The following is a 21,235-nucleotide window of genomic DNA, read 5'->3' as shown; positions in this document are numbered from 1 at the left end:
GGCTCAGAGCTGGTTGGTGCGGAAGGTGTCGCAGCTCTGCATGGAACCCGACTTGAAGCCGGTGTTGAACCACCGGGTGCGCTGCGCCGACGAGCCGTGCGTGAAGGAATCCGGCACGACCACGCCGCGGCCCTGCTGCTGCAGCTTGTCGTCGCCGATCGCCGAAGCTGTTCGCATCGCCTCGTCGATGTCGCCGGCCTCGATCCGGTCCATCGCCTGGAGGTTGTAGGCCCAGACGCCGGCGAAGCAGTCCGCCTGCAATTCGACGCGCACCGAGAGCAGGTTCGATTCGCGCTCCGAGAGCCGCTGGCGCAGCTCGTTCACCTTGGGCAGGATGCCGAGCAGGTTCTGGATATGATGGCCGATCTCGTGGCCGATGACATAGGCATAGGCGAAGTCGCCGCCGCCGCCGAGCTTGCGCTGCATCTCCTGGAAGAAGGAGAGGTCGAGATAGACCCGCTGGTCGTTGGGGCAATAGAACGGCCCCATCGCCGACTGGGCCGTGCCGCAGCCGGAGCGATCGACGCCGCTGAACAGCACCAGCTTGGGCGGTACGTATTTGCGGTTGGCCTGCTGCGGCAGCACCTTCGTCCAGATATCCTCGTTCTGCGCCAGCACGGCCGAGATGAACTTGCCCATCTCGTCCTGCGGCGGGCCGGCCGATTTGCGCTGCTCCTGTGTCGGCGCGCTGCGCCCGCCGATGCCGCCGATCATCTCGGCGCCGCCGATCAGGATGCGCGGATCGATGCCGAGCGCCCAGCCGAGCAGGCCGAGCACGACCATGGTGCCGATGCCGATGCCGCCGCGCCCGCCGGGAAGCCCGGCATATTCGCCACCGCCGCCGCGCCGGTCCTCGACGTTATCGGACTGGCGGTAATCTTCCCAACGCATGCGCGGACCCTTGTTGCAGCGCCGCCAATGTCGGCGAGGATGCGGCGGAACTCAAGCGTAGCCGTCAGCTTGGTCATGCAGTCGGTTACTTGGCATCGCCGCGTGAGACGTCTGTGATCATGCGCGCCAGCAGATAGAGCCGGGGCACGACCGAATCCAACGCGACATATTCGTTCTGGTTCGAATGGGCGCCGAAGCCCCTGAGACCGAAGCCCTCGATCACCGGGCCCCTGGCCTGGAGCGCGGCATAGGCTGCATCGGTTCCGCCGCCGCTCGCTCGTTCGGCGATGGTCAGCGAGCGGCCAATCTCGCCGAAGATGCGCTTGGCATGCGCGCCGAGCGCCCTGCTGGCCTCGGTCGGCGCCAGAGGCGGGCGCCCGCGCGTGAATGTCGCTTCCACCAAGGTGTCGGGGATGAGCTTGTTCTGGATGCGCTCCCTCACCGCGGCCTCGATCAGGTCGAAATCGGCCATGCGCAGCGCCCGCATGTCGCCCTGCGCCTTCGCCTCGGCCGGAATCGTATTGCTGACCGAGCCGGCTGAGGCGAGCGTCCAGTTCAGCTTGAGGCCCATCTCCGGCTTGGAGAGATCGCGCATCTGCAGGATCTGATGGGCGAGTTCGTACAGGGCGTTGCGGCCTTGCTCCGGCGAGCCACCGGCATGCGAGGCCCGGCCGGTGACCTTGAGCTGCACGGAGCCGACGCCGCTGGTGGCGAGGCGCAGCGTGTCCTGGCCGATGCCGGACCCTTCGCATGAAAACACTGCGTCCTGCTCGGCCGCGAGCCTGGTGATCAGCGCCCTTGAGCCGGCCGAGCCGATCTCCTCGTCGCCGTTGATGAGGACGGTGAGCGTGCCGTAGTCCCGGGCCGCGATCCTGTTGAGCAGCGCGATGGTATGGAGGATCAGGGCGACGCCGTGCTTGTCGTCGGCGATGCCGAGGCCATAGGCCCTGTCGCCCTCGATCCGGAAGGGCTGCTGGGCCAGCATGCCCTTGGCGTAGACCGTGTCCATATGGGCCAGCAGCATGATCTTCCTGGTGCCGCTGCCCTTGAAGCGTGCCAGCGCGATCTTGCCCGGCGATCGCGTCGGTTCGGCCGAGTCGATCAGCTCGGTCTCGCCGCCCAGGGCCTTGAGGCGCTCGGCGATGAGTGCGGCGATCGTCGCCAGACCCTGCACGTCCCGCGAGCCCGATTCGATCGAGACCAGCTTTTCCAGCGTTGCGAGATAGGCCGGCTTCTCGGCCTCGGCCGCGTCGAGGACGGGCTTTTGCGGCGCTGCCAGAGCAGGCGTGGCAAGCATCAGGGTTGCGATCAAGGCGCTGCGGGCCATCCCGGTCGCGAACATCATCGACTCCCTGTCGAAGCGGAATCGCAGAATCTGCTCAGGGCGCCGCGAGCGCGGCCTTGAGCGTACGCAGGTCGCGCCAGGCCAGGCGCTTCTGCAAGGGCTGGCGCAGGAGATAGGCCGGGTGCAGCGTTGCGATCGCCCGGATCATGCGCCTGCCGGTGTCATATTCCATCCAGCGCCCGCGCGAGGCCAGGATGCCGGAGACACCGAGCAGCCCCTGGGCCGACGGGCCGCCGACGCAGACAAGGATGTCGGGGTCGACCAGTTCGATCTGGCGCTGGATGAAGGGCAGGCAGATCGCGACCTCCTGCGGGGTCGGCGTGCGGTTGCCGGGCGGGCGCCAGGGCAGGAGGTTGGCGATATAGACATGCTCCTGCCGGGTGAGGCCGATCGCGGCCAGCATCCGGTCGAGCAACTGGCCGGAGCGGCCGACGAAGGGCACGCCGGCGCGATCCTCGTCCGCGCCGGGTGCCTCGCCGACGATCATGACCTTGCCGGCCGGATTGCCGTCGGCGAAGACGAGGTTCTTGGCTGTCGCCTTGAGCGGGCAGCCCTCGAAGCTGGCGAGCGCCGTCTTGAGCTCATCCAGCGAGGTCGCCTCGCGCGCCAGCGCCCGGGCTGACAGCGCGGCTTCGTCCGGCGGAGTGGCTGCGGCCACGGCTGCAGGGCGTCGCGCCGCCGGCTGCGCAGCGGCGACGGGGCGTGCGACAGGCTGTCGCGCCGGCTCGGGTGCGGCTGCGAAATGGTCGTGCGGCGTCTCGTCGAGCGCTTCGGTCACGCCCATTTCGGCGTACCAGGCGATCAATTCGGCTGCGGAGACGGCGTCGAGCGACATGGGCAGGAGAATAGAGCGGCGCTCGGAACGAAGCGAGCCCCTTCGCTGTTGCAAAATGAACGGGAGCCCCGGATAGAGGAATTCCAATCAGCCAAGCGCAGAGCTTGGCGGGTCGATCAAGATAGTTCATATATAAACTATCTAACGATGAAGACGCGCGGGTGGAGGGCAGGATGGATCTGAAGGAAGCGCAGAGCACGCCGCGCGAGAGCATGGACTATGACGTCGTCATCGTCGGTGCCGGTCCTGCCGGGCTCGCCGCCGCGATCCGGCTGAAGCAGCTCGACGAAGCTATCTCGGTCGTCGTGGTCGAGAAGGGCTCCGAGGTCGGCGCGCATATCCTCTCCGGCGCGGTCATCGATCCGATCGGCCTCGACAAGCTCCTGCCCGACTGGCGGCAGGACGATGCCCGCCCCCTGCATACGCAGGTGACCGAGGACGTCTTCTATTTCCTCGGCCCGGCCGGTGGCGCGCGCCTGCCGAACTTCGCCATGCCGAAGCTGATGAACAATCACGGCAACTTCGTCGGCTCGCTCGGCCTTGTCGCCCGCTATCTCGCCGCGCGTGCCGAGGCGCTCGGCGTCGAGATCTATCCGGGCTTCGCCGCCGCCGAGCTGCTTTATAACGACGACGGCTCGGTCGCCGGCATCGCCACCGGCGACATGGGCATCGCGAAGGATGGCACGGTCTCCGACCGCTTCACCCGCGGCATGGAACTGCGTGGCCGCTACACGCTTCTGGGAGAGGGCGCCCGTGGCTCGCTCTCGAAGATCGCGATCAGGCGCTTTGCTCTGGATGAAGGCCGCGAGCCGCAGAAATACGGCATCGGCCTCAAGGAGATCTGGCAGGTCAAGCCGGAGAATTTCAGGAAGGGGCTGGTCCAGCACTCCTTCGGCTGGCCGCTCGACATGTCGACCGGCGGTGGCTCCTTCCTCTATCATTTCGACGACAACCTGGTTTCGGTCGGCTTCGTCGTCCACCTCAACTACTCGAACCCGACGCTCTCGCCCTTCGACGAGTTCCAGCGCTTCAAGACCCATCCGATGATCCGCGACGTCTTCGAGGGCGCCAAGCGCCTCTCCTACGGCTCGCGCGCCATCACCGAAGGCGGCTGGCAGTCGGTGCCCAAGCTGACCTTCCCGGGCGGGGCGCTGATCGGCTGCGCGGCAGGCTTCGTCAACGTGCCGCGCATCAAGGGCAGCCACAACGCCATCCTGTCGGGCATGCTGGCGGCCGAGCATCTCGTGCCGGCGCTGGCGGCGGGCCGCTCGCATGACATGGTCGACGGCATCGAGGACAGCTGGCGCGCCTCCGAGATCGGCCGCGACCTCAAGCCGGTGCGCAACGTCAAGCCGCTCTGGTCGAAGCTCGGCACGCTCGGCGGCGTCGCGCTTGGCGGCATCGACATGTGGCTGAACCAGCTCTTCGGCTGGTCGCCCTTCGGCACGCTGAAGCACGGCAAGCCCGATCATGCCACGCTGAAGCCGATCGGCATGGTCACTCCGATCGTCTACCCTAAGCCTGACGGCAAGATCTCCTTCGACAAGCTCTCCTCGGTCTTCCTCTCGGCGACCAATCATGAGGAGGACCAGCCGGCGCATCTGAAGCTGACCGACCCGAACGTGCCGGTGCTGCAGAACCTGCCGATCTATGGCGAGCCGGCGCGGCTCTATTGCCCGGCCGGCGTCTACGAGGTGGTCTATGCCGATCCGGACAAGCAGTCGCTGCCGCGCTTCGTGATCAACGCGCAGAACTGCGTGCACTGCAAGACCTGCGACATCAAGGACCCTGCCCAGAACATCACCTGGACGGTGCCGGAAGGCGCGGGCGGGCCGAACTACTCGAACATGTGATCGCGTGGGCCGCCGGTCGCGGCGGGCGCTTCAAACATGAAAGGCCGCGCGGCCTCGGATCGCGCGGCCTTTTGCCATTGTTCACCCTGAAAAGGGCGGCGAATCAGCCTTTGCGGACGATCGGACCCGGCTTCTCGGGTTCCTCGGTGGCGCAGCCGCCGGCAATGCCGGCGAGCGTGAGGACGGTCGCGAGCGAGACCTTCTTCCTCTGGAAGCACCTTTGACGAATCGCCACGAAGCCAACATCACGCCCGAAAAATTGACGAAATCCATCGATGCAACCGGCCGGGCATGGGCGCTGTGTCTTTTTCACGTCAGCGCTACAACGATGACGCAGCGCGGCGCGCAACTCTTGTCGGCAGGCCCGGAAACGGCCATGTTGACTGCCTAATCGTTCAGGTCACGGTCCCGTCCACGGACCAGTCCCCGGCGGCCGGGGCGGACCGAGGGAGAATGTCGAACGTGACGTTTCAGATCAACGGCCGTAGCGCCGCTCTTGTGCTGGCGTTTGTCGCAGGCTTGCATGTCGGCATGCCGGCGCTCGCGCAGGCCCGTCCGGTCGAGAAATTCGAGCCAGCCGAGAGCCTTGAAGGCAATTACCTGGCGGCCGTGGTGGCCGGCTCGGCGCGGGATCTTGGCGCGGCCTCGATCTATCTGCGCGAGGCGATCCGGAACGATCCGCAGAACAGCGAACTGCTCGAGCGCGGCTTCGTTGCCTTCCTCGCCGACGGCGCGATGAACGAGACCTTCCGGGCCGCGGAGAAGCTGATCCAGCGCGACGCCACCAACGGCCTCGCCCAGCTCGCGCTCGGCGTGCGTGCGCTGAAGCAGAAGAACTATGGCGCCGCCCGCACCCAGCTGCAGCGTGGCGGCCGCGGCCGTTCGGCCGACATCACCGCGACCCTGCTCGCCGCCTGGGCCTACTCGGGCTCGGGCGAGACGAATCGCGCCATCGACACGCTGGAGCGTCTCAAGGGCGAATCGACCTTCGACCGCTTCCGCGATTTCCATGCCGGATTGATCCTCGATATCGCGGGCCGCCGCAACGAGGCGAATCGCCGGCTCAAGGCAGCCTACGATGCCGAGAAGACCAATCTGCGCCTCGTCGATCTCTGGGCGCGCCAGCAGGCGCGCGCCGGCGACAGCGAGGCGGCCCTGGCGACCTTGAACGATTTCGAGCGGAGCGTCCGCCCGAACCATCCGGTGGTCCGCGACGCCATCGCCAAGATCAGCAGCAAGGAGCCGCTGCAGCGCATCGTCGGCAACACCCAGCAGGGCGCCGCCGAAGTGCTCTACGGGCTCGCCAGCGCGGGCATTCTCCAGGGCGACGAGGCGACCGCGCTGCTCTATCTGCGCTTCGCCGTCTATCTCGATCCCGGCCACGATCTCGCCGTGCTGACGCTGGCCGATATCCTCGAGCGCGCCAAGCAGACCGAGGACGCCGTCCAGGTCTACAGGCGCATGCCGGAAAACTCGCCGCTGCGCCCGGTCGCCGACATCCAGATCGGGCTCGGCCTCGAACAGCTCGGCAAGACCGAGGAGGCGACCAAGCATCTCGAGGGCATCATCGCCGCGCGTCCCGACGACATCGAGGCGATCTCCGCGCTCGGCAACATCTATCGCTCGCGCAAGCGCTTCGAGGAGGCGGCTGCGACCTATGACAAGGCGGTCGCCAAGCTCGGCACGCCGAGCCGCGCCAACTGGGACATCTTCTACTCGCGCGGCATCGCCTATGAGCGCATCAAGAAATGGCCGCAGGCCGAGGCCGACCTGCGCAAGTCGCTGGAGCTGATGCCGGAGGCGCTCGGCCGCGAGCGCGCCCTGGTGCTCAATTATCTCGGCTATTCGCTGGTCGACCAGAACCTCAAGCTCGAAGAGGCGCTCGGCATGTTGCGCCGGGCCGTGGAGCTCCGGCCGCGGGACGGCTACATCATCGACTCGCTCGGCTGGGCCCACTACCGGCTGGGCCGCTATGACGAGGCGGTGACGGAGCTGGAGAAGGCGATGGAGCTGCGCCCGTCCGACCCGGTGATCAACGACCATCTCGGCGACGTCTACTGGAAGACTGGGCGCTATCTCGAAGCGCGCTACCAGTGGAATTACGCCCGCGATCTCGGGCCGGAGCCCGAGGACCTGACCCGGATCCTGCGGAAGATCGACAAGGGCCTGGAAGACCCGGCGCCCTCGGCCAATGCGGCCGAGCCTAAGAAGGATGGCGGCTGATCCTTGCGCCTGGCGACCCGCGCCCCGGCCAAGGTCAACCTCTCCCTGCGCGTGATCGGTCGCCGGGCCGACGGCTACCATGAACTCGACAGCCTCGTCGCCTTCGCTGGCGTCGGCGACGAACTGAGTCTGTCGCCGGGTGAACCTGGCGACATGAGCATCTCCGGCCCCTTTGCCTCGAGCCTCTCGACCGGCCCGGACAATCTCGTCCTCAAGGCCGAGCGTGAGCTTCGCGAGGAGATCGCCGGGCTGCGCTCCGGCCGCTTCCATCTAGTCAAGCGCCTGCCCGTCGCTTCCGGCATCGGCGGCGGCTCGGCCGATGCCGCCGCGGCCCTGCGCCTGCTGGCGCGGCTCAATGATCTGCCACTGTCGCACCCGGCGCTGCTCGCCACTGCCGGTCGCGTCGGCGCCGATGTCCCTGTCTGCCTGGAGGCGCGTGCCCGCGTCATGCGCGGCATCGGCGAAAAGCTCGGCCCGGTGCAGAGGTTGCCGCGGCTGTTCGCGTTGCTGGTCAATCCAGGGCTGGCCGTCGAGACCGCGGCCGTGTTCCGGGCGTTGGGGCTTCAGCCGGGGGAGGGGCATGCGGTCGCTGTCGAGCCGTACAAGGCAGAGGAACCCTCGCCGGCGACAGCGACTGAGTTGATCGACGTGCTCGCAGCAACGGGCAACGATCTCGAACTGCCGGCACGGGCCGTCGCGCCGGCAATCGGTGAGATGCTGTCGGCGCTGTCGGCCTTGCCCGGCTGCCGGCTGGCACGCATGTCCGGCTCGGGCGCGACCTGCTTCGCCTTGTTCGATGACTGCCGTGCTAGCGCGGCAGCGGCGAAGCAGCTTCCGTTTCAGCACCCCGGCTGGTGGGTAAAGCCGACCATGTTGAGGTGAGGCCCGGCCTTAGTGCGCCCGCGCCACGCAGAAGTCGACGGCGTCGTTGAGCGCCTGCTTCATTGGCGATGACGGGTAAAGGCCGAGCGCATCCTTCGCCATCTTGGCGTAGTGGCGGGCCCGCTCGATCGTGTCGGCCAGGGCGCCATGCTTGCGCATCAGCGCCTGCGCCTCCGCGAGATCGCCGTCACGCACCTCGCCCTCCTGCAGGGTGCGGCGCCAGAAGGCGCGCTCCTCCGCATTGCCGCGGCGGAAGGAGAGCACCACCGGCAGCGTGATCTTGCCCTCACGGAAGTCGTCGCCGACATTCTTGCCGAGCTGTCCTGCAGAGCCGCCATAGTCGAGCGCGTCGTCGACGAGCTGGAAGGCGATGCCGAGATTGAGCCCATAGCTGCGGCAGGCGGCGGCCTCGCCCTTGGACGAGCCGGCGATCACCGGCCCGACCTCGCAGGCGGCCGCAAAAAGCTCGGCGGTCTTGCCGCGGATCACGGCGAGGTACTCGTCCTCGGTCGTCTCGGTGTTCTTGGCGGCGGCGAGCTGCATCACCTCGCCCTCGGCGATGACGGCTGCCGCGGTCGAGAGGATGTCGAGCGCGCGCAGCGAGCCGACCTCGACCATCATCTTGAAGGCCTGGCCGAGCAGGAAGTCGCCGACCAGCACGCTCGCCTCATTGCCCCAGAGCATGCGGGCCGCGGCCTTGCCACGGCGCATGTCGCTCTCGTCGACGACGTCGTCATGCAGCAGCGTCGCCGTATGCATGAACTCGACGCTGGCCGCGAGCTTGACATGGCCCTCGCCGCGATAGCCGCAGAGCGCCGCCGTCGCCAGCGTCAGCATCGGCCGCAGGCGCTTGCCGCCGGAGGAGATCAGATGGTTCGCGACCTCCGGGATCATCGTGACCTCGGAGCCGGTGCGCGACAGGATCATCGCGTTGACGCGTTCCATGTCGGCGCGCGTCAGCCCGACCAGTGGCTCGATGCCGCCCTGGCTGGTGTCCTTGTCTTCGAAAGCTACGACGACGCCCACGCGCAAACTCCGGCCTCAATCTCGCGCATTCGCGCGCTATGCCCTTGCCACAAACGTCGCATGCGTGGCCAGCCCCGGCAATCCTTTCGCGGCGCAGCAGTTTGACGCTGCGCTGCCGTTTTGACCCGGGCGATGCGATCTTTCCTGTTGCGCAGGGCTGGCCCGGTGGGCTCCATGAGCGCATGCACGAACTCGTCCGCTCCAATGATCTCGTCCTGCTCGGTGCCATCGAGGCGCTGCTGGCCTCGGCCGATCTGGGTTGCCTGATCGCCGACCAGCACATCAGCTCGCTCGAAGGCATGATCGGCGCGTTCCCGCGCCGCCTGCTGGTGCGCGAGCAGGACAGCAGGCGCGCCCGCGCGTTGCTGATCGAGGCGGGCTACGGGGATGAATTGCGTCCCGCCCCTTCGTCATGACGGAAACGTCCATGGCCGAGCGGTTTCCCGGTCTCGGTGAGATCGCCGAAGACCGCCTGCTCGGCGGGCGTTTGCGTCTGCTGCAGCCGGTCAAGGGCCACCGGGCTGGTTCCGACGCGATTCTCCTCGCAGCGGCGCTTCCCGAACTGGGCGAGGGACGGCTCGCCGATTTCGGTGCCGGCGTCGGCACGGTCGGGCTCGCAGTGGCGCTACGCCAGCCGGGGCTGGAGGTCGTCCTGGTTGAGCGCGATCCGGAGCTTGCGGCACTCGCGGCCCGCAATGCCGGGCTCAACGACCTGGAGGCGCGGGTGCGCGTCGCGGTCGGAACGATCGGCGAGCGCAATGGCGATCTTGCCCGCGAGGGGCTGGCGGCAGCATCCATGGCCTGGGTCGCGATGAACCCGCCCTTCTTCGAAGCAGGTGAGGTGCGCGCCTCGCCGGTCGCCAATCGCCGTGCGGCACATGTCGCCGGGCAATCCCTGGGCGACTGGCTGAAAACGGCGCGCCATGCGCTGAAGCCGGGCGGCGGCATAAGCATCATCCACCGCGCCGAAGCGGTGGGAGCAATTCTCGCAGCGCTGGAGACGGGTTTCGGCGCGATCGAAATCCGTCCCGTCCATGGCCAGGCCGAACGGCCGGCGATCCGGGTCATCGTCTCGGCCCGCCTCGGCAGCAAGAAGCCGGCAGCGTTGCTGCCGGCTCTGGTTCTCAATGGCGCGGATGGGAGCTTCACCGCCTTCAGCGAAGCGCTCCATCGCGGCGAGGCTGTGCTCGCCTAGCTTGGTTCAGCGGCAGATGCGGCGCTCGCGCACCACCCAGCCCCAGCCGTCCCAATAGCGCACCGGGCGGATATAGCAGCGCGGGCCGTAATAGCCGCCGCCCCAGCCGTAACGCGGCCCGCCATAGCCATAGCGTGGCCCGCCATAGCCGTAGCGCGGGCGGCCATAATATCCGCCGCCGCCCCACCCGGGATTGCTGTAGCGCGGCGCCGACGGATGGCGGCTGCCGCCGCCAGGATAGCCGTAGCCGCCGCTCAGCGCCTGCGCCTCGGCCGGGGTGGCGGTGACCGCACCCATACCGAGGCCGGCCACGCCGAGCGCGGCAGCGGCGGACAGTCCAAGAACGAGTTTGCGAAGCATGATTACCTCCTTCGCTGACAGCCCCGGCCTGTGCCGGGGCGATCGGGCGTCATCGTGGCGGCCAGCTTGCGGTCGCCGGGCTGAACGGGGCGTGGCCGCGCCGTTCAGCCTCTCTTCATGAGCTCAGGTGGCCGTCAGCGGCAGACGCGTGTCGACCGGATCACGTAGCGCCGGCCGTTCCAGACGCGCTGGTCGACGATGCGGCAGCGCTGCCCATAATGCGGACGGCCATAGCCCGGACGCGGGCGAACATGCGGGCCGCCGCCCCAGCCGGGATTGCTATAGCGCGGTGCCGACGGATGCCGGCTGCCGCTGCCGGGATAGCCGTAGCCGCCGCTCAGCGCCTGGGCGTCGGCCGGAGCCGCCGTGATGGCGCTGACGCCGAGCGAGGCGGCGCCGAGGGCGGCGGCGGCCGAGAGGCCGAGGAAAAGCTTGCGAAGCATGTCATATCCTTCTTGATGAACCGCGCCGGCCTGTGCCGTGGCGATCGGGCGTCATTATGGCTGCCGGCTGGCCTCGGGGCCTGGCGGATCGCGCCGCCAGGCCCTTCCATGTGCAATGCGTCAGCGGCAGACGCGGACCGGGCGGATCACCCAGCGCCAGCCGTTCCAGACACGGCGGTCTACGAAATAGCAGCGCGGACGATAGACCGGGCGGCCGTAATGGCGGCGCGGGCCGTAATAGGGCCGGCCGTAATACTGGATCTGCTCGATCTGACCGGTGGCGGCCGGGACGCTGCCGGCCGCGATCGGCGCGGCATTGGCCGGGGCGACGGCGAGGCCGGTGAAGAGAAGGGCGCCGGCACCGAACAGGGCGGCGGCGATACGGTTCGACAGCATTGTGTACTCCTGCTTGTCGCGTCGGCCCGTCTCAAGCGCTCGCCCCGAGCGCCGCGGACCGTTCGATGGGGCGAAAATAGCCGCCTCTCTATGAACGCGATCCTTGCCGAAGGGTTCATGGGTCATTCATGGCAAGGAGCAGTTCCTGCAGAACTGTGCAGCGGTTCTGCGGCTGGAATTGCGGCTACCGACGAGACGACGCACCTCCGGCAGCTGTCCCGGGACATGCCGTTGCGCTTGACCATGAGCGTCGCCAGCCCCTAATCACGCCGCATGTTTCTCGACAGTTTAAAAGGCTGATGCCCTTGGCCGCGTCCTCCGACCCGCTGAACCCGACCCGCTCTTTCCAGGGGCTGCTGCTGACCTTGCAGCGCTTCTGGGCCGAGCGCGGCTGCGTCATTCTCCAGCCCTATGACATGGAGGTCGGCGCCGGTACCTTCCATCCGGCGACGACGCTGCGCGCGCTCGGGCCGAAGCCCTGGAAGGCGGCCTATGTCCAGCCTTCGCGCCGGCCCAAGGACGGCCGCTATGGCGAAAACCCCAATCGGCTGCAGCACTATTACCAGTTCCAGGTCATCCTGAAGCCGTCGCCGCCCGACCTGCAGCAGCTCTATCTCGACTCGCTCAAGGCGATCGGCGTCGACCTCGCTTTGCACGATGTCCGTTTCGTCGAGGACGATTGGGAGAGCCCGACGCTGGGCGCCTGGGGGCTCGGCTGGGAATGCTGGTGCGACGGCATGGAAGTCAGCCAGTTCACCTATTTCCAGCAGGTCGCCGGCGTCGAATGCGCCCCGGTCGCGGGCGAATTGACCTATGGGCTCGAACGACTCGCCATGTATGTCCAGGGCGTCGAGAACGTCTACGACCTCAACTTCAACGGCCTCGAGGGCGAGGACCGCGTCTCCTATGGCGACGTCTTCCTGCAGGCCGAGCAGGAGTTCTCGCGGCATAATTTCGAATACGCCAACACCGAGACGCTGTTCCGCCACTTCAGCGATGCCGAGGCCGAGTGCAAGGCGCTGCTCGCCGCCGGCGAGGCGGAAGAGGGCGCCAATTCCGCCCAGCACAAGCTCGCTCTGCCGGCCTATGACCAGTGCATCAAGGCGAGCCATGTCTTCAACCTGCTCGATGCGCGCGGCGTGATCTCGGTCACCGAGCGCCAGAGCTACATCCTGCGCGTGCGCGAGCTCGCCAAGGCCTGCGGTGCCGCCTGGCTGAAGACCGCCGGCGGGGGAGCAATCTGATGCCTGATCTCCTGCTCGAACTCTTCTCGGAAGAGATCCCCGCCCGCATGCAGCGCAAGGCGGCGGAGGACCTGAAGAAGCTCGTCACCGATGCGCTGGTCGAGCGCGGCCTGACCTATGAGGGCGCCAAGGCCTTCGCGACGCCGCGCCGGCTGGTCCTCACCATTGCTGGCCTGCCGGTGCGCGGCCGCGATGTCCGCGAGGAGCGCAAGGGGCCGCGCGTTGGCGCGCCCGAGGCCGCCGTGCAGGGCTTCCTCAAGGCCGCGGGGCTGACCTCGCTCGCTGAGGCGACGATCGTCAGCGATCCCAAGAAGGGCGACTCTTATGTCGCCGTGATCGAGAAGCCCGGCCAGGAGACGGTCGCGGCCATCGCCGAGATCGTGCCGGCGGTGATCCGGTCGTTCCCCTGGCCGAAATCGATGCGCTGGGGCAAGGCTTCGGCAGCAAGCGGCTCGCTGCGCTGGGTCCGCCCGCTGCATTCGATCCTCTGCACCTTCGGCGCCGAGACCGAGGATCCGGAGGTGGTGCCCTTCGAGGTCGACGGCATCCAGTCCGGCAACGTCACCTATGGCCACCGCTTCCATGCGCCCGGCCCGATCACCGTGAAGCGCTTCGACGACTACGTCCCGAGCCTGGAGCGGGCCAAGGTCGTGCTCGACGCCGATCGCCGCAAGGAGATCATCCTTGCCGACGCCAAAAATCTCGCCTTCGCCGTGGGTCTTGAACTGGTCGAGGACGAGGGTTTGCTGGAGGAGGTCGCCGGCCTCGTCGAATGGCCGGTCGTGCTGATGGGCGATTTCGAGGAGCGCTTCCTCGAGATTCCCGGCGAGGCGATCCGCGCTACCATCCGCGCCAACCAGAAATGCTTCGTGCTGCGCGATCCCAATAGCGGAGAACTCGCCAACCGCTTCATCCCGGTCTCGAACCTGATCGCCAGCGATGGTGGCCTGGCGATCACCGCCGGCAATGGCCGGGTTGTGCGCGCCCGCCTCTCCGACGCCGCCTATTTCTGGCAGACTGATCGCGGCCCGCTGCCCGATCTCGATACGCTGAAGGACAGCGCGGAGAAGCTCGCGCTCGATCTCGCCAAGCCGCTCGACCAGCGCATGGCCAAGCTCGACAGGCTCGGCGTCGTCTTCCACGCCAAGCTCGGCACGCAGGGCGAGCGCGTCCAGCGCATCGCCGCGCTGGCGAAGGCTATTGGGGAGCTTATCGAGCCTCAAAAGCAGATAGGCGAGACCGTCTACAGCGGAAGTTCGGCATCGTATCACAACGATATCGCTCGTGCCGCTTGTCTGATGAAAGCCGATCTGCCGACCGAGATGGTCGGCGAGTTCCCTGAATTGCAGGGGTTGATGGGCCGCAAATACGCGGAATTGCAGGGCGAGAACCCCTCCGTCGCCGCCGCGATCGAGGAGCACTACAAGCCGCTCGGTCCCGCTGATCGTATCCCGGCTGATCCCGTTTCGGTGGCTCTCGGGTTGGCCGACAAACTCGACACGCTAGCCAGTTTTTGGGCTATTGAAGAGAAACCTACGGGGAGCAAGGACCCTTATGCTTTGCGCCGGGCTGCGCTGGGAGTAATCCGGCTAGTAGTGGAAAACGGAGTACGAATTAGACTGCTTCCGATTATCAGCGATGCCGGCAAACGCACGCTCGATGCTGTAGTTGCGACAGGGCTCCGTCGTATGCGCGCTGAGGAAGCACTGTTGAGCCAGGAATTCGAGCACGCCCGTTCGTTGCCTTTTGCAGTTGGCATCCAACAGGGCGCAAAAGCTGAAGCAATATTAATCGCCCATAGAGCCGAGATAGAAAATCTCAAGGCGAGACAGCATTACACATACTCGGAGGCGCAGGCCTTTTCGACAGACCTCCTCTCATTCTTCCACGATCGCCTGAAGGTGATGCTGCGTGACCAGGGCGCGCGGCATGATCTCGTCGACGCGGTGCTGGGCGAGGGCGCCTCGGGCAATGACGACCTCCTGCTGATCACCCGCCGCGTCGCCGCGCTCGGCCGCTTCCTCGAGACGGAAGACGGCAGGAGCCTGCTGGCCGGCTACAAGCGCGCCGCCAATATCCTCAAGGCCGAGGAAAAGAAGGACGGCGAGGGTGCCTTCGCCGGCCCGGCCGATCTCCAGCTCATCGCCGATGCCGGGCTGATCGAGGAGAAGGCGCTCGCGGTCGCGCTCGCCCAGGCGACGCCGAAGGCGGAAGCCGCCATTGCTGCCGAGGACTATGAGGGCGCCATGGCGGCGCTCGCCGAGCTTCGGCCGGCGGTCGACGCCTTCTTCGACAAGGTCACGGTCAACGATCCCGATCCGGCCTTGCGCGCCAATCGCCTCAAGCTGCTCAATCAGCTGCGCGAGGCGACCCGCGCCGTGGCGGACTTTTCGCGGATCGCGGGGTAGGGCGCGACGCAGAACCCCTCTCCCGGATGGGAGAGGGGCAGGGGTGAGGGACCGCCGCTGATTGTTGAGGCGATGCGGCTCCGTTGCGCCTTCTGGGGTGAGGGCAGGCCCTCATCCCTGCCCTTCTCCCACACGGGAGAAGGGGTCCCCGCACCCTCGTTCGCAAGGTTGGCTCGTCCTCAGCCAGCCCCCCTCCGGAACTTTTTCCCCGGGCTCGACGTTCTCTTTTCCGAGGCCGCTGCCTGCGAACGTGTCGCAGCCAGCAACCTCGGGGGGCCGGCTTTCGGCCGCGATAAGAGGATTTAAGCCATGAGCATTCTGATTTCGCTTTTGATCACCATCCTGGTGATCGCTCTCGTGCTTTACCTGGTGCGGATGCTGCCGGTCGACGGCAACATCAAGAACATCATCCAGATCATCGTCATCATCATCGGCATCATCTCGTTGCTGCGCTATCTCGCGGTCTTCTAGCCAAAGGGGCCGCCGTCATGCCCGCCCCGTGGCGGGTGTCCATGCGAACATCGCCCGTGACCGGCGAGGACATGGATGGTCGGGACGAGGCCCGGCCATGGCGGTGGTGACGTCTTCAACCGGCAATTGACGAAAATGCCGCGCTGATCCAGAATCCCAGCGGTCCAGAGGGCCCCGGACGCAAGCCGTCCCGGGGCCCTTTCCTGTTCGAGACCGAGCGATCGCCGCGATGACTTCGCAGAACCGTACTTCGCATATCCGCCTGACCTCGCATCCCGAGCCCGGCAGCGCCGCCGCCCGCTTCCCGATCCAGTGGGGTGCTGCGACGCCGCAGGAGCGAGGACCGGTCATCGCCTCGACAACCAATCCGGCCGACCGCAACGTCATCGGCGCCCATGGCGGCTCCTATTCGGTCTATCGGGCGCTCGCCATCTCGGCCCGAGCGATGAACCCGGCGCAGCGTCCGGACCTGACCAACACCCACCCGACCTCCGACATCCTGCCGCAGCCGCAATGGTTCGATCCCGGCCGGATCGTCTCGCTCGACCCGTTCGGCCATCGCGTCGCCCAGGATTTCGGCAAGTGGATCGGCGAGGGCATCGATATCCGCCCGACCATTGCGGTCACCAAGGCGCGGCTCAACCTGCCCGAGATTCTCGCCGCCATGGCCGGCCACCGGCTCCAGGCCGATGGGGGAATCCTGCACGGTTCCGGCGACATCAGCGTCACCAAGATCGCGGTCGACCCGGTCTGGCATCTGCCGGGGATCGCCGAGCGCTTCGGTACGACTGAGAACGAATTGCGCCGCACGCTGTTCGAGCAGACCGGCGGGATGTATCCCGAACTGGTGACACGGCCCGACCTCAAGGTCTTCCTGCCGCCGATCGGCTCGATCACGGCCTATGTCATCGGCGAGGTCTCGGCGATTTCCGACCCCCGGAAGACGCTGGCCTGCCGCGTCCATGACGAGTGCAACGGCTCCGACGTCTTCGGCTCCGATATCTGCACCTGCCGGCCCTATCTGGTGCATGGCATCGAGGAAGCCGTGAAGGAGGCTCAAGCCGGCGGCGTCGGCCTGATCGTCTACAACCGCAAGGAGGGCAGGGCGCTCGGCGAGGTCACCAAGTTCCTCGTCTACAACGCCCGCAAGCGCCAGGAGGGCGGCGATTCCGCCGCGACCTATTTCGAGCGCACCGAATGCGTCGCCGGCGTGCAGGACGCCCGCTTCCAGCAATTGATGCCGGACGTGCTGCACTGGCTCGGCGTGAAGCGGATCGACCGGCTGATGTCGATGTCGAACATGAAATACGACGCCATGGTCGAAAGCGGCATCGAGATCGGCGAGCGCGTCGCCATCCCGCCCGATTTGATCCCGCCGGACGCCTCGGTCGAGATCGAGGCCAAGAAGGCCGCGGGCTACTATTCGCCGGATGGCGCGCCCGGCGACAACGCACTCAAGGCCACCGTCGGCCGCGATCTTGAAAAGTTCTGATCCCGCCTATGCCTGACACCAATCCCGAAGCCGTCCGCCAGCTGCTCAAGCCGGCAGCCGTCCGAGAGCGCGCGCAGGAGATGCTGCGGCTCGGCCTCGAAGGGCGGCTGGCGCATTTCAGCGTCCATCCCGAGCGGCTGCCGGCCTGCGCCGCCTATGTGCTGGAGACGATCCGCCAGAACTATCCGGCGCTCGACATTCCCTTCCATGCCCGCTGGCGCCATTTCATCATCGCCGGCATGGATCGCTGGCAACTGCTCGATGCGAAGGCGCATTTCCCCGACGCCCGGGCGAGGGGCCGCGCCGCCTATGATCTGGCTGTCGTCAGCGTCCTGCTCGATGCCGGCGCCGGCGCCGACTGGCGTTATCGCGATGCGGTGACCGGCCAGAGCATCGGCCGCTCGGAAGGGCTGGCCTTGGCCTCGCTCGACATGTTCGCCGCCGGAGCCTTTTCCGGCGATCCGGCGCAGCCGCTGCGGGTGGATGTCGCTGCACTCGAACATCTCGACGCCGAAGCGCTGGCGGCCGGATTCCAGGTCTCGGACGGCAATCCGTTGATAGGGCTGGGAGGTCGCGCCGCGCTGCTCAACCGCCTCGGAGAGGAGCTGGAGAAGCAGGGGCTCGCCCGTCCGGGCGATCTGTTCGACCGGCTGGTCGAGGCAGCCGAAGGTCGCTCGATCCGCGCAGCCTATATCCTCTCGCAGGTGCTGGAGGTGCTCGGCGGTATCTGGCCCTCGCGCCTGAGCTATGCCGGCATCGCTCTCGGCGACAGCTGGAAGCACCCGTTGATCGCGCCGGGCGAGATCACCGCCGGCATCGTGCCGTTCCACAAGCTTTCGCAATGGCTGAGCTATTCGCTGATCGAGCCATTGCAATGGGCCGGCATCCAGGTCGTTGGCATCGACGATCTGACTGGCCTGCCCGAATACCGCAATGGCGGGCTCCTGCTCGATCTCGGCGTGCTCGAACTGAAGGACCCTGCCGACGCGGTGCGGGGCCATGAGGTCGGCTCGCAGCTCGTGGTGGAGTGGCGGGCGCTGACGGTTGCGCTGCTCGACCGGATCGGCGAACTGGTGCGCGCCGAACTCGGCCTGAGCGCCGAGCAGCTGCCGCTCGCCAAGGTGCTGGAGGGCGGGACCTGGGCCGCCGGCCGCCGCATTGCTCGCGAAAAGCGCGAAGGCGGCGGACCACCCTTGACCATCGTCAGCGACGGCACGGTATTCTAGAGAACAACGACAAGACGAAGGGGATCAGGACTGCATGGCCATGAGCGCTAACGGCGTCACCGTCGTCGACCACCCGCTGGTGCAGCACAAGCTGACGCTGATGCGCGAGAAGGACCGCTCGACCAAGAGCTTCCGCCAGCTCCTCAACGAGATCGGCATGCTGCTCTGCTACGAGGTCACGCGCGACCTGCCGACCGAGATGATCGAGATCGAGACACCGTTGCAGAAGTCGATGCAGCCTGTCATCTCCGGCAAGAAGCTGGTCTTCGCGCCGATCCTGCGCGCCGGCGTCGGCTTCCTCGACGGCATGCTGGAGCTCGTTCCCGCCGCCCGCGTCGCCCATATCGGCCTCTATCGCGACCCGCAGACGCTCCAGGCGGTCGAGTATTATTTCAAGGCGCCTTCCGATATCGCCGACCGGATGATCGTGGTGATGGACCCGATGCTGGCGACGGCGAACTCGGCGGTGGCGGCGGTCGACCGGCTGAAGGAGCGCGGCGCCAAGGATCTGCGCTTCGTCTGCCTGCTCGCGGCGCCCGAGGGCATCGCGCGCATGCGCGATTCCCATCCGGATGTGCGCATCTGGACGGCGGCGATCGACGAGCGCCTCAACGATCACGGCTATATCGTGCCGGGCCTTGGCGACGCCGGCGATCGGATGTTCGGCACGCGTTGACATCAAAAAAGCCCGCCCCGTTGCCAGGGCGGGCCTCGCGATCCGGGATGGCTGCTCAGGCCGCGATGGCGCGAGCAACCTGCGGATCTGCCTAGATCACTCGATGATCTGCACAACGCGGCGGGTCTGCGGCTCGACCAGCACCGCGCGATTGTTCACCACCGTGTAGCGATAGCCGCTGGCGCGCTCGCCGAACTCGGCCGGCACCTCGCGGTAGACCACGCCCTGCTGCGGCAGAACGGTACCGACTGTTACCGGCTCGGCATAGGTGTAGGACGGGACGCGCTGCTCCACCACATAGGTGCGGAAGCGCGGGGCGTTGTCGCCGATCACCGCACCGGTGAAGCCACCGACCACGGCGCCGCCGACGCCGCCGACGACAGCGCCGACCGGGCCGCCGACCACCGCGCCGCCGACAGCACCCGCGGTCGCGCCGCCGACGATGCCGCTGGCCGCGCCGCCCTGGGCGCCGTCCGGGTTCTGGGCGAAGGCCGCAGCCGGGACGATGGCAAGGGCGGTGACGAGAGCAAGCTTCTTGAACATATCCGTTCTCCTTCCAGAATGGGAACCTCGGGGAGGGAAACGGGAAGCTCTGCCTCAGGTTCCGCGCAGGCGGTCACGAGGTGTGAACAATCGTGACAAGCGTTAGGGGTTTGCCCGCTCGAACAAGGCGTTGGCATCGATCACGAGCTCGATGCCGGCCGCTTGAAAATCGTGCACCTGGGTGCGTCGGGGGGCGCGGCCGGGATTGTCGAACAGCTCGTTCACCGTCGCTTCCTCCGACAGGAACAGGAAGTCGGCGTGGCTGCCGTGCTCGGGATAGGCGTCGATCGCGTGCCAGGTGCCACGATGGAACAGCACGCCTTCGCCGTCGAGCCGAAAGGCGCGCAGCGTCTCGGGCGCCGGCGGTGTGTCGGAGGGCTCGGCGACGACGATGATGGCGGGCGGTCCGCCGAGCGGCTGGCGCGCCTCGGTGACATGCAGATGCCGCTCGATCAGGGCGACCACGAAGGGACGTGCATGGTAGCGCACGATCTGCAGCCGCGGCCGGCTTTCGGCGGCGAAAGGCTGGATCCAGATGTCGTAGCCCTCGCGGCCGGTATCGCGCTCTCCCGATGGAGACAGGACACGGCCGTACGGAGCGAAGGCTTCGGCGGAGAGCGGGGAGATGGGCAGGGCAACGCGGCGCATGCCGCATCCTAGTGCGTCAGGGCCAAAAGAAAACGGCGGGCCGTGAAGCCCGCCGTCGATAAGCCTTGTCGTCTACCGATTCACTGCTTCGGCGCGGCGGACAGCACCGGCGAGAGCTTGTCGGCATCGCGCTTGATCAGCGCAGCGAAGCCGGCCGGGGTGCGCTCTTCCTTGGTCGGCAGCACGGTACCGAGATCGAGCAGGCGCTTCTTGACAGTCTCGTCGTTCAGCGCCTTGTCGAGTGCGTCGACCAGCTTGTCGACGGCCTCCTTCGGCAGGCCCTTCGGAGCGGCGATGCCGTTCCAGGCCTCGATCTGGTACTCCGGCAGCCCGGCTTCCTTGGTGGTCGGCACGTCCGGCAGGGCAGGCGAGCGCTCCGCCGAAGCGACCGCATAGGCCTTGATCGTGCCGGCCTTGATCTGCTCGGCGACGCTGACGATCTGGTCGCACATGAAATCGACCTGGCCGGAAACGAGGTCGTTCAGCGCCGGACCCGTGCCGCGATAGGCGACCGAGTTCAGCTTCGGCACGCCGAGCTGGCCCTTGAGCAGGGTGCAGGTCGTCCAGGATACCGAGCCCACGCCGGCATGGGCTTCGTTCACCTTGTCGGAGTTCGCCTTCACATAGGCGACGAACTCCTTGAGGTCCTTCGGCGCGAAGGCCTTCTTGGCGACGATCAGGATCGGCGTGCCGCCGGCGAGGCCGATCGTCTGCATGCCGTTGATCGGGTCGTACTTCAGGCCGGGATAGGTCGCCGGAGCCGCCGAGAAGGTGCCGAGGTGCCCCATCGCGATGGTGTAGCCATCCGGCGCCGCGGTCACCGCGCGGGTGATGCCGGTGGTGCCACCGGCGCCGGCGACGTTCTCCACCACGATCTGTTGGCCGAGCGTCTTCGACATGTTCTCGCTGACGATGCGGGCGATGATGTCGGTCGGGCCGCCGGCGGCGAAGGGCACGATCATGGTGATCGGGCGCTCCGGATATTTGGACTGGGCCTGCGCCGGCAGCGCCAAGGCGAGCGCTGCGGCGAGACCGAGGGCGAGTGTCTTCATGGGTAATCCTCCCTGACGATATATGT

General features: G+C 67.1%; 22 protein-coding genes. 11 read left to right on the top strand and 11 right to left on the bottom strand.

Annotated elements, in window-relative coordinates; translation table 11 throughout:
* Nucleotides 1-3: 3 nt before the first annotated feature.
* From ypfJ to BMZ21_RS08400, 3 genes are all read right to left on the bottom strand, one after another.
* Nucleotides 4-891, bottom strand: coding sequence for a KPN_02809 family neutral zinc metallopeptidase (ypfJ, locus tag BMZ21_RS08410; RefSeq protein WP_091831779.1), 888 nt, complete (start codon nt 889-891; stop codon nt 4-6).
* 85 nt (nt 892-976) lie between these two features.
* Nucleotides 977-2,233: a M20/M25/M40 family metallo-hydrolase gene (locus BMZ21_RS08405; protein ID WP_091831777.1), complete on the bottom strand. Its 1,257-nt coding sequence runs from the start codon at nt 2,231-2,233 to the stop codon at nt 977-979.
* A 37-nt stretch (nt 2,234-2,270) separates the two neighbouring features.
* Complete coding sequence (locus tag BMZ21_RS08400) at nt 2,271-3,071, bottom strand: uracil-DNA glycosylase (protein ID WP_091831775.1); 801 nt, start codon at nt 3,069-3,071, stop codon at nt 2,271-2,273.
* Nucleotides 3,072-3,244: 173 nt separating this feature from the next.
* On the opposite strand from BMZ21_RS08400, the gene BMZ21_RS08395 reads away from it, so the two are divergent.
* Entirely contained in the window at nt 3,245-4,924 is a 1,680-nt protein-coding gene (locus BMZ21_RS08395; RefSeq protein WP_244543748.1) for an electron transfer flavoprotein-ubiquinone oxidoreductase, read from the top strand.
* 103 nt (nt 4,925-5,027) lie between these two features.
* Here BMZ21_RS08395 and BMZ21_RS29870 read toward each other — a convergent pair whose 3' ends face one another.
* Entirely contained in the window at nt 5,028-5,273 is a 246-nt protein-coding gene (locus BMZ21_RS29870) for a hypothetical protein (RefSeq protein ID WP_143079673.1), read from the bottom strand.
* Between the two features lie 113 nt (nt 5,274-5,386).
* Here BMZ21_RS29870 and BMZ21_RS08390 point away from each other — a divergent pair, with 113 nt between their 5' ends.
* Nucleotides 5,387-7,147 (top strand): tetratricopeptide repeat protein, encoded by a 1,761-nt coding sequence (locus tag BMZ21_RS08390; protein ID WP_244543747.1) that lies wholly within the window; start codon nt 5,387-5,389, stop codon nt 7,145-7,147.
* A 3-nt stretch (nt 7,148-7,150) separates the two neighbouring features.
* Nucleotides 7,151-8,029: a 4-(cytidine 5'-diphospho)-2-C-methyl-D-erythritol kinase gene (locus BMZ21_RS08385; protein ID WP_091831771.1), complete on the top strand. Its 879-nt coding sequence runs from the start codon at nt 7,151-7,153 to the stop codon at nt 8,027-8,029.
* 9 nt (nt 8,030-8,038) lie between these two features.
* Here the strand turns inward: BMZ21_RS08385 and BMZ21_RS08380 are convergent, their stop codons facing one another.
* Nucleotides 8,039-9,055, bottom strand: coding sequence for a polyprenyl synthetase family protein (locus BMZ21_RS08380; protein ID WP_425285416.1), 1,017 nt, complete (start codon nt 9,053-9,055; stop codon nt 8,039-8,041).
* A 101-nt stretch (nt 9,056-9,156) separates the two neighbouring features.
* On the opposite strand from BMZ21_RS08380, the gene BMZ21_RS08375 reads away from it, so the two are divergent.
* Together BMZ21_RS08375 and BMZ21_RS08370 are read left to right on the top strand one after the other, a co-directional pair.
* Nucleotides 9,157-9,471 (top strand): putative signal transducing protein, encoded by a 315-nt coding sequence (locus BMZ21_RS08375; protein ID WP_425285415.1) that lies wholly within the window; start codon nt 9,157-9,159, stop codon nt 9,469-9,471.
* Between the two features lie 11 nt (nt 9,472-9,482).
* Complete coding sequence (locus BMZ21_RS08370) at nt 9,483-10,250, top strand: tRNA1(Val) (adenine(37)-N6)-methyltransferase (protein WP_091831767.1); 768 nt, start codon at nt 9,483-9,485, stop codon at nt 10,248-10,250.
* Between the two features lie 6 nt (nt 10,251-10,256).
* On the opposite strand, the gene BMZ21_RS08365 is transcribed toward BMZ21_RS08370, so the two are convergent.
* The 3 genes from BMZ21_RS08365 to BMZ21_RS08355 all read right to left on the bottom strand — a co-directional run bounded on the left by BMZ21_RS08365 (nt 10,257) and on the right by BMZ21_RS08355 (nt 11,449).
* Complete coding sequence (locus BMZ21_RS08365; RefSeq protein ID WP_091831765.1) at nt 10,257-10,610, bottom strand: hypothetical protein; 354 nt, start codon at nt 10,608-10,610, stop codon at nt 10,257-10,259.
* A gap of 134 nt (nt 10,611-10,744) precedes the next feature.
* Nucleotides 10,745-11,053 (bottom strand): hypothetical protein, encoded by a 309-nt coding sequence (locus tag BMZ21_RS08360; RefSeq protein ID WP_091831762.1) that lies wholly within the window; start codon nt 11,051-11,053, stop codon nt 10,745-10,747.
* A gap of 120 nt (nt 11,054-11,173) precedes the next feature.
* Nucleotides 11,174-11,449 carry a hypothetical protein gene (locus BMZ21_RS08355; RefSeq protein WP_091831760.1) on the bottom strand — a complete coding sequence of 92 codons (276 nt, stop codon included), beginning with the start codon at nt 11,447-11,449 and terminating at the stop codon, nt 11,174-11,176.
* 326 nt (nt 11,450-11,775) lie between these two features.
* Between BMZ21_RS08355 and BMZ21_RS08350 the strand changes: the two genes are divergently transcribed.
* The 6 genes from BMZ21_RS08350 (at nt 11,776) to upp (ending at nt 18,966) form a co-directional block, all read left to right on the top strand.
* Entirely contained in the window at nt 11,776-12,693 is a 918-nt protein-coding gene (locus BMZ21_RS08350; protein ID WP_208862249.1) for a glycine--tRNA ligase subunit alpha, read from the top strand.
* Complete coding sequence (gene glyS / locus BMZ21_RS08345; RefSeq protein ID WP_091831755.1) at nt 12,693-15,101, top strand: glycine--tRNA ligase subunit beta; 2,409 nt, start codon at nt 12,693-12,695, stop codon at nt 15,099-15,101. Before BMZ21_RS08350 ends, glyS begins: the two co-directional genes overlap by 1 nt.
* A 309-nt stretch (nt 15,102-15,410) precedes the next feature.
* On the top strand, nt 15,411-15,572 hold the full coding sequence (locus BMZ21_RS30300) for a Thivi_2564 family membrane protein (protein WP_091831753.1): 162 nt from the start codon (nt 15,411-15,413) through the stop codon (nt 15,570-15,572).
* A 229-nt stretch (nt 15,573-15,801) separates the two neighbouring features.
* Nucleotides 15,802-17,064, top strand: coding sequence for a GTP cyclohydrolase II (locus tag BMZ21_RS08335; RefSeq protein WP_091831751.1), 1,263 nt, complete (start codon nt 15,802-15,804; stop codon nt 17,062-17,064).
* An 8-nt stretch (nt 17,065-17,072) separates the two neighbouring features.
* Complete coding sequence (locus BMZ21_RS08330) at nt 17,073-18,290, top strand: URC4/urg3 family protein (RefSeq protein ID WP_091831749.1); 1,218 nt, start codon at nt 17,073-17,075, stop codon at nt 18,288-18,290.
* 40 nt (nt 18,291-18,330) lie between these two features.
* Nucleotides 18,331-18,966, top strand: coding sequence for a uracil phosphoribosyltransferase (upp, locus tag BMZ21_RS08325; RefSeq protein WP_091832424.1), 636 nt, complete (start codon nt 18,331-18,333; stop codon nt 18,964-18,966).
* A 96-nt stretch (nt 18,967-19,062) separates the two neighbouring features.
* Here upp and BMZ21_RS08320 read toward each other — a convergent pair whose 3' ends face one another.
* The 3 genes from BMZ21_RS08320 to BMZ21_RS08310 form a co-directional block, all read right to left on the bottom strand.
* Entirely contained in the window at nt 19,063-19,509 is a 447-nt protein-coding gene (locus BMZ21_RS08320; RefSeq protein WP_091831747.1) for a DUF1236 domain-containing protein, read from the bottom strand.
* Nucleotides 19,510-19,611: 102 nt separating this feature from the next.
* Nucleotides 19,612-20,157 (bottom strand): ureidoglycolate lyase, encoded by a 546-nt coding sequence (locus BMZ21_RS08315; protein ID WP_091831744.1) that lies wholly within the window; start codon nt 20,155-20,157, stop codon nt 19,612-19,614.
* A gap of 80 nt (nt 20,158-20,237) precedes the next feature.
* Nucleotides 20,238-21,209 carry a tripartite tricarboxylate transporter substrate-binding protein gene (locus BMZ21_RS08310; RefSeq protein WP_091831742.1) on the bottom strand — a complete coding sequence of 324 codons (972 nt, stop codon included), beginning with the start codon at nt 21,207-21,209 and terminating at the stop codon, nt 20,238-20,240.
* Nucleotides 21,210-21,235: the final 26 nt, after the last annotated feature.

This window comes from Allobosea lupini (assembly GCF_900109525.1).
In the GTDB taxonomy this organism is placed as follows: Bacteria; Pseudomonadota; Alphaproteobacteria; order Rhizobiales; family Beijerinckiaceae; genus Allobosea; species Allobosea lupini.
Note: the sequence above shows the minus strand (reverse complement) of the source record. Positions and strands in the feature narration are given on the sequence as shown.

What these genes read in the sequence shown, in the direction of transcription:
- ypfJ (WP_091831779.1), bottom strand. Translation starts at nt 891, where the DNA reads ATGCGTTGGGAAGATTACCGCCAGTCCGATAACGTCGAGGACCGGCGC.
- BMZ21_RS08405 (WP_091831777.1), bottom strand. Translation starts at nt 2,233, where the DNA reads ATGTTCGCGACCGGGATGGCCCGCAGCGCCTTGATCGCAACCCTGATG.
- BMZ21_RS08400 (WP_091831775.1), bottom strand. Translation starts at nt 3,071, where the DNA reads ATGTCGCTCGACGCCGTCTCCGCAGCCGAATTGATCGCCTGGTACGCC.
- BMZ21_RS08395 (WP_244543748.1), top strand. Translation starts at nt 3,245, where the DNA reads ATGGATCTGAAGGAAGCGCAGAGCACGCCGCGCGAGAGCATGGACTAT.
- BMZ21_RS08370 (WP_091831767.1), top strand. Translation starts at nt 9,483, where the DNA reads ATGGCCGAGCGGTTTCCCGGTCTCGGTGAGATCGCCGAAGACCGCCTG.
- BMZ21_RS08365 (WP_091831765.1), bottom strand. Translation starts at nt 10,610, where the DNA reads ATGCTTCGCAAACTCGTTCTTGGACTGTCCGCCGCTGCCGCGCTCGGC.
- BMZ21_RS08360 (WP_091831762.1), bottom strand. Translation starts at nt 11,053, where the DNA reads ATGCTTCGCAAGCTTTTCCTCGGCCTCTCGGCCGCCGCCGCCCTCGGC.
- BMZ21_RS08355 (WP_091831760.1), bottom strand. Translation starts at nt 11,449, where the DNA reads ATGCTGTCGAACCGTATCGCCGCCGCCCTGTTCGGTGCCGGCGCCCTT.
- glyS (WP_091831755.1), top strand. Translation starts at nt 12,693, where the DNA reads ATGCCTGATCTCCTGCTCGAACTCTTCTCGGAAGAGATCCCCGCCCGC.
- BMZ21_RS30300 (WP_091831753.1), top strand. Translation starts at nt 15,411, where the DNA reads ATGAGCATTCTGATTTCGCTTTTGATCACCATCCTGGTGATCGCTCTC.
- BMZ21_RS08335 (WP_091831751.1), top strand. Translation starts at nt 15,802, where the DNA reads ATGACTTCGCAGAACCGTACTTCGCATATCCGCCTGACCTCGCATCCC.
- BMZ21_RS08330 (WP_091831749.1), top strand. Translation starts at nt 17,073, where the DNA reads ATGCCTGACACCAATCCCGAAGCCGTCCGCCAGCTGCTCAAGCCGGCA.
- upp (WP_091832424.1), top strand. Translation starts at nt 18,331, where the DNA reads ATGAGCGCTAACGGCGTCACCGTCGTCGACCACCCGCTGGTGCAGCAC.
- BMZ21_RS08320 (WP_091831747.1), bottom strand. Translation starts at nt 19,509, where the DNA reads ATGTTCAAGAAGCTTGCTCTCGTCACCGCCCTTGCCATCGTCCCGGCT.
- BMZ21_RS08315 (WP_091831744.1), bottom strand. Translation starts at nt 20,157, where the DNA reads ATGCGCCGCGTTGCCCTGCCCATCTCCCCGCTCTCCGCCGAAGCCTTC.
- BMZ21_RS08310 (WP_091831742.1), bottom strand. Translation starts at nt 21,209, where the DNA reads ATGAAGACACTCGCCCTCGGTCTCGCCGCAGCGCTCGCCTTGGCGCTG.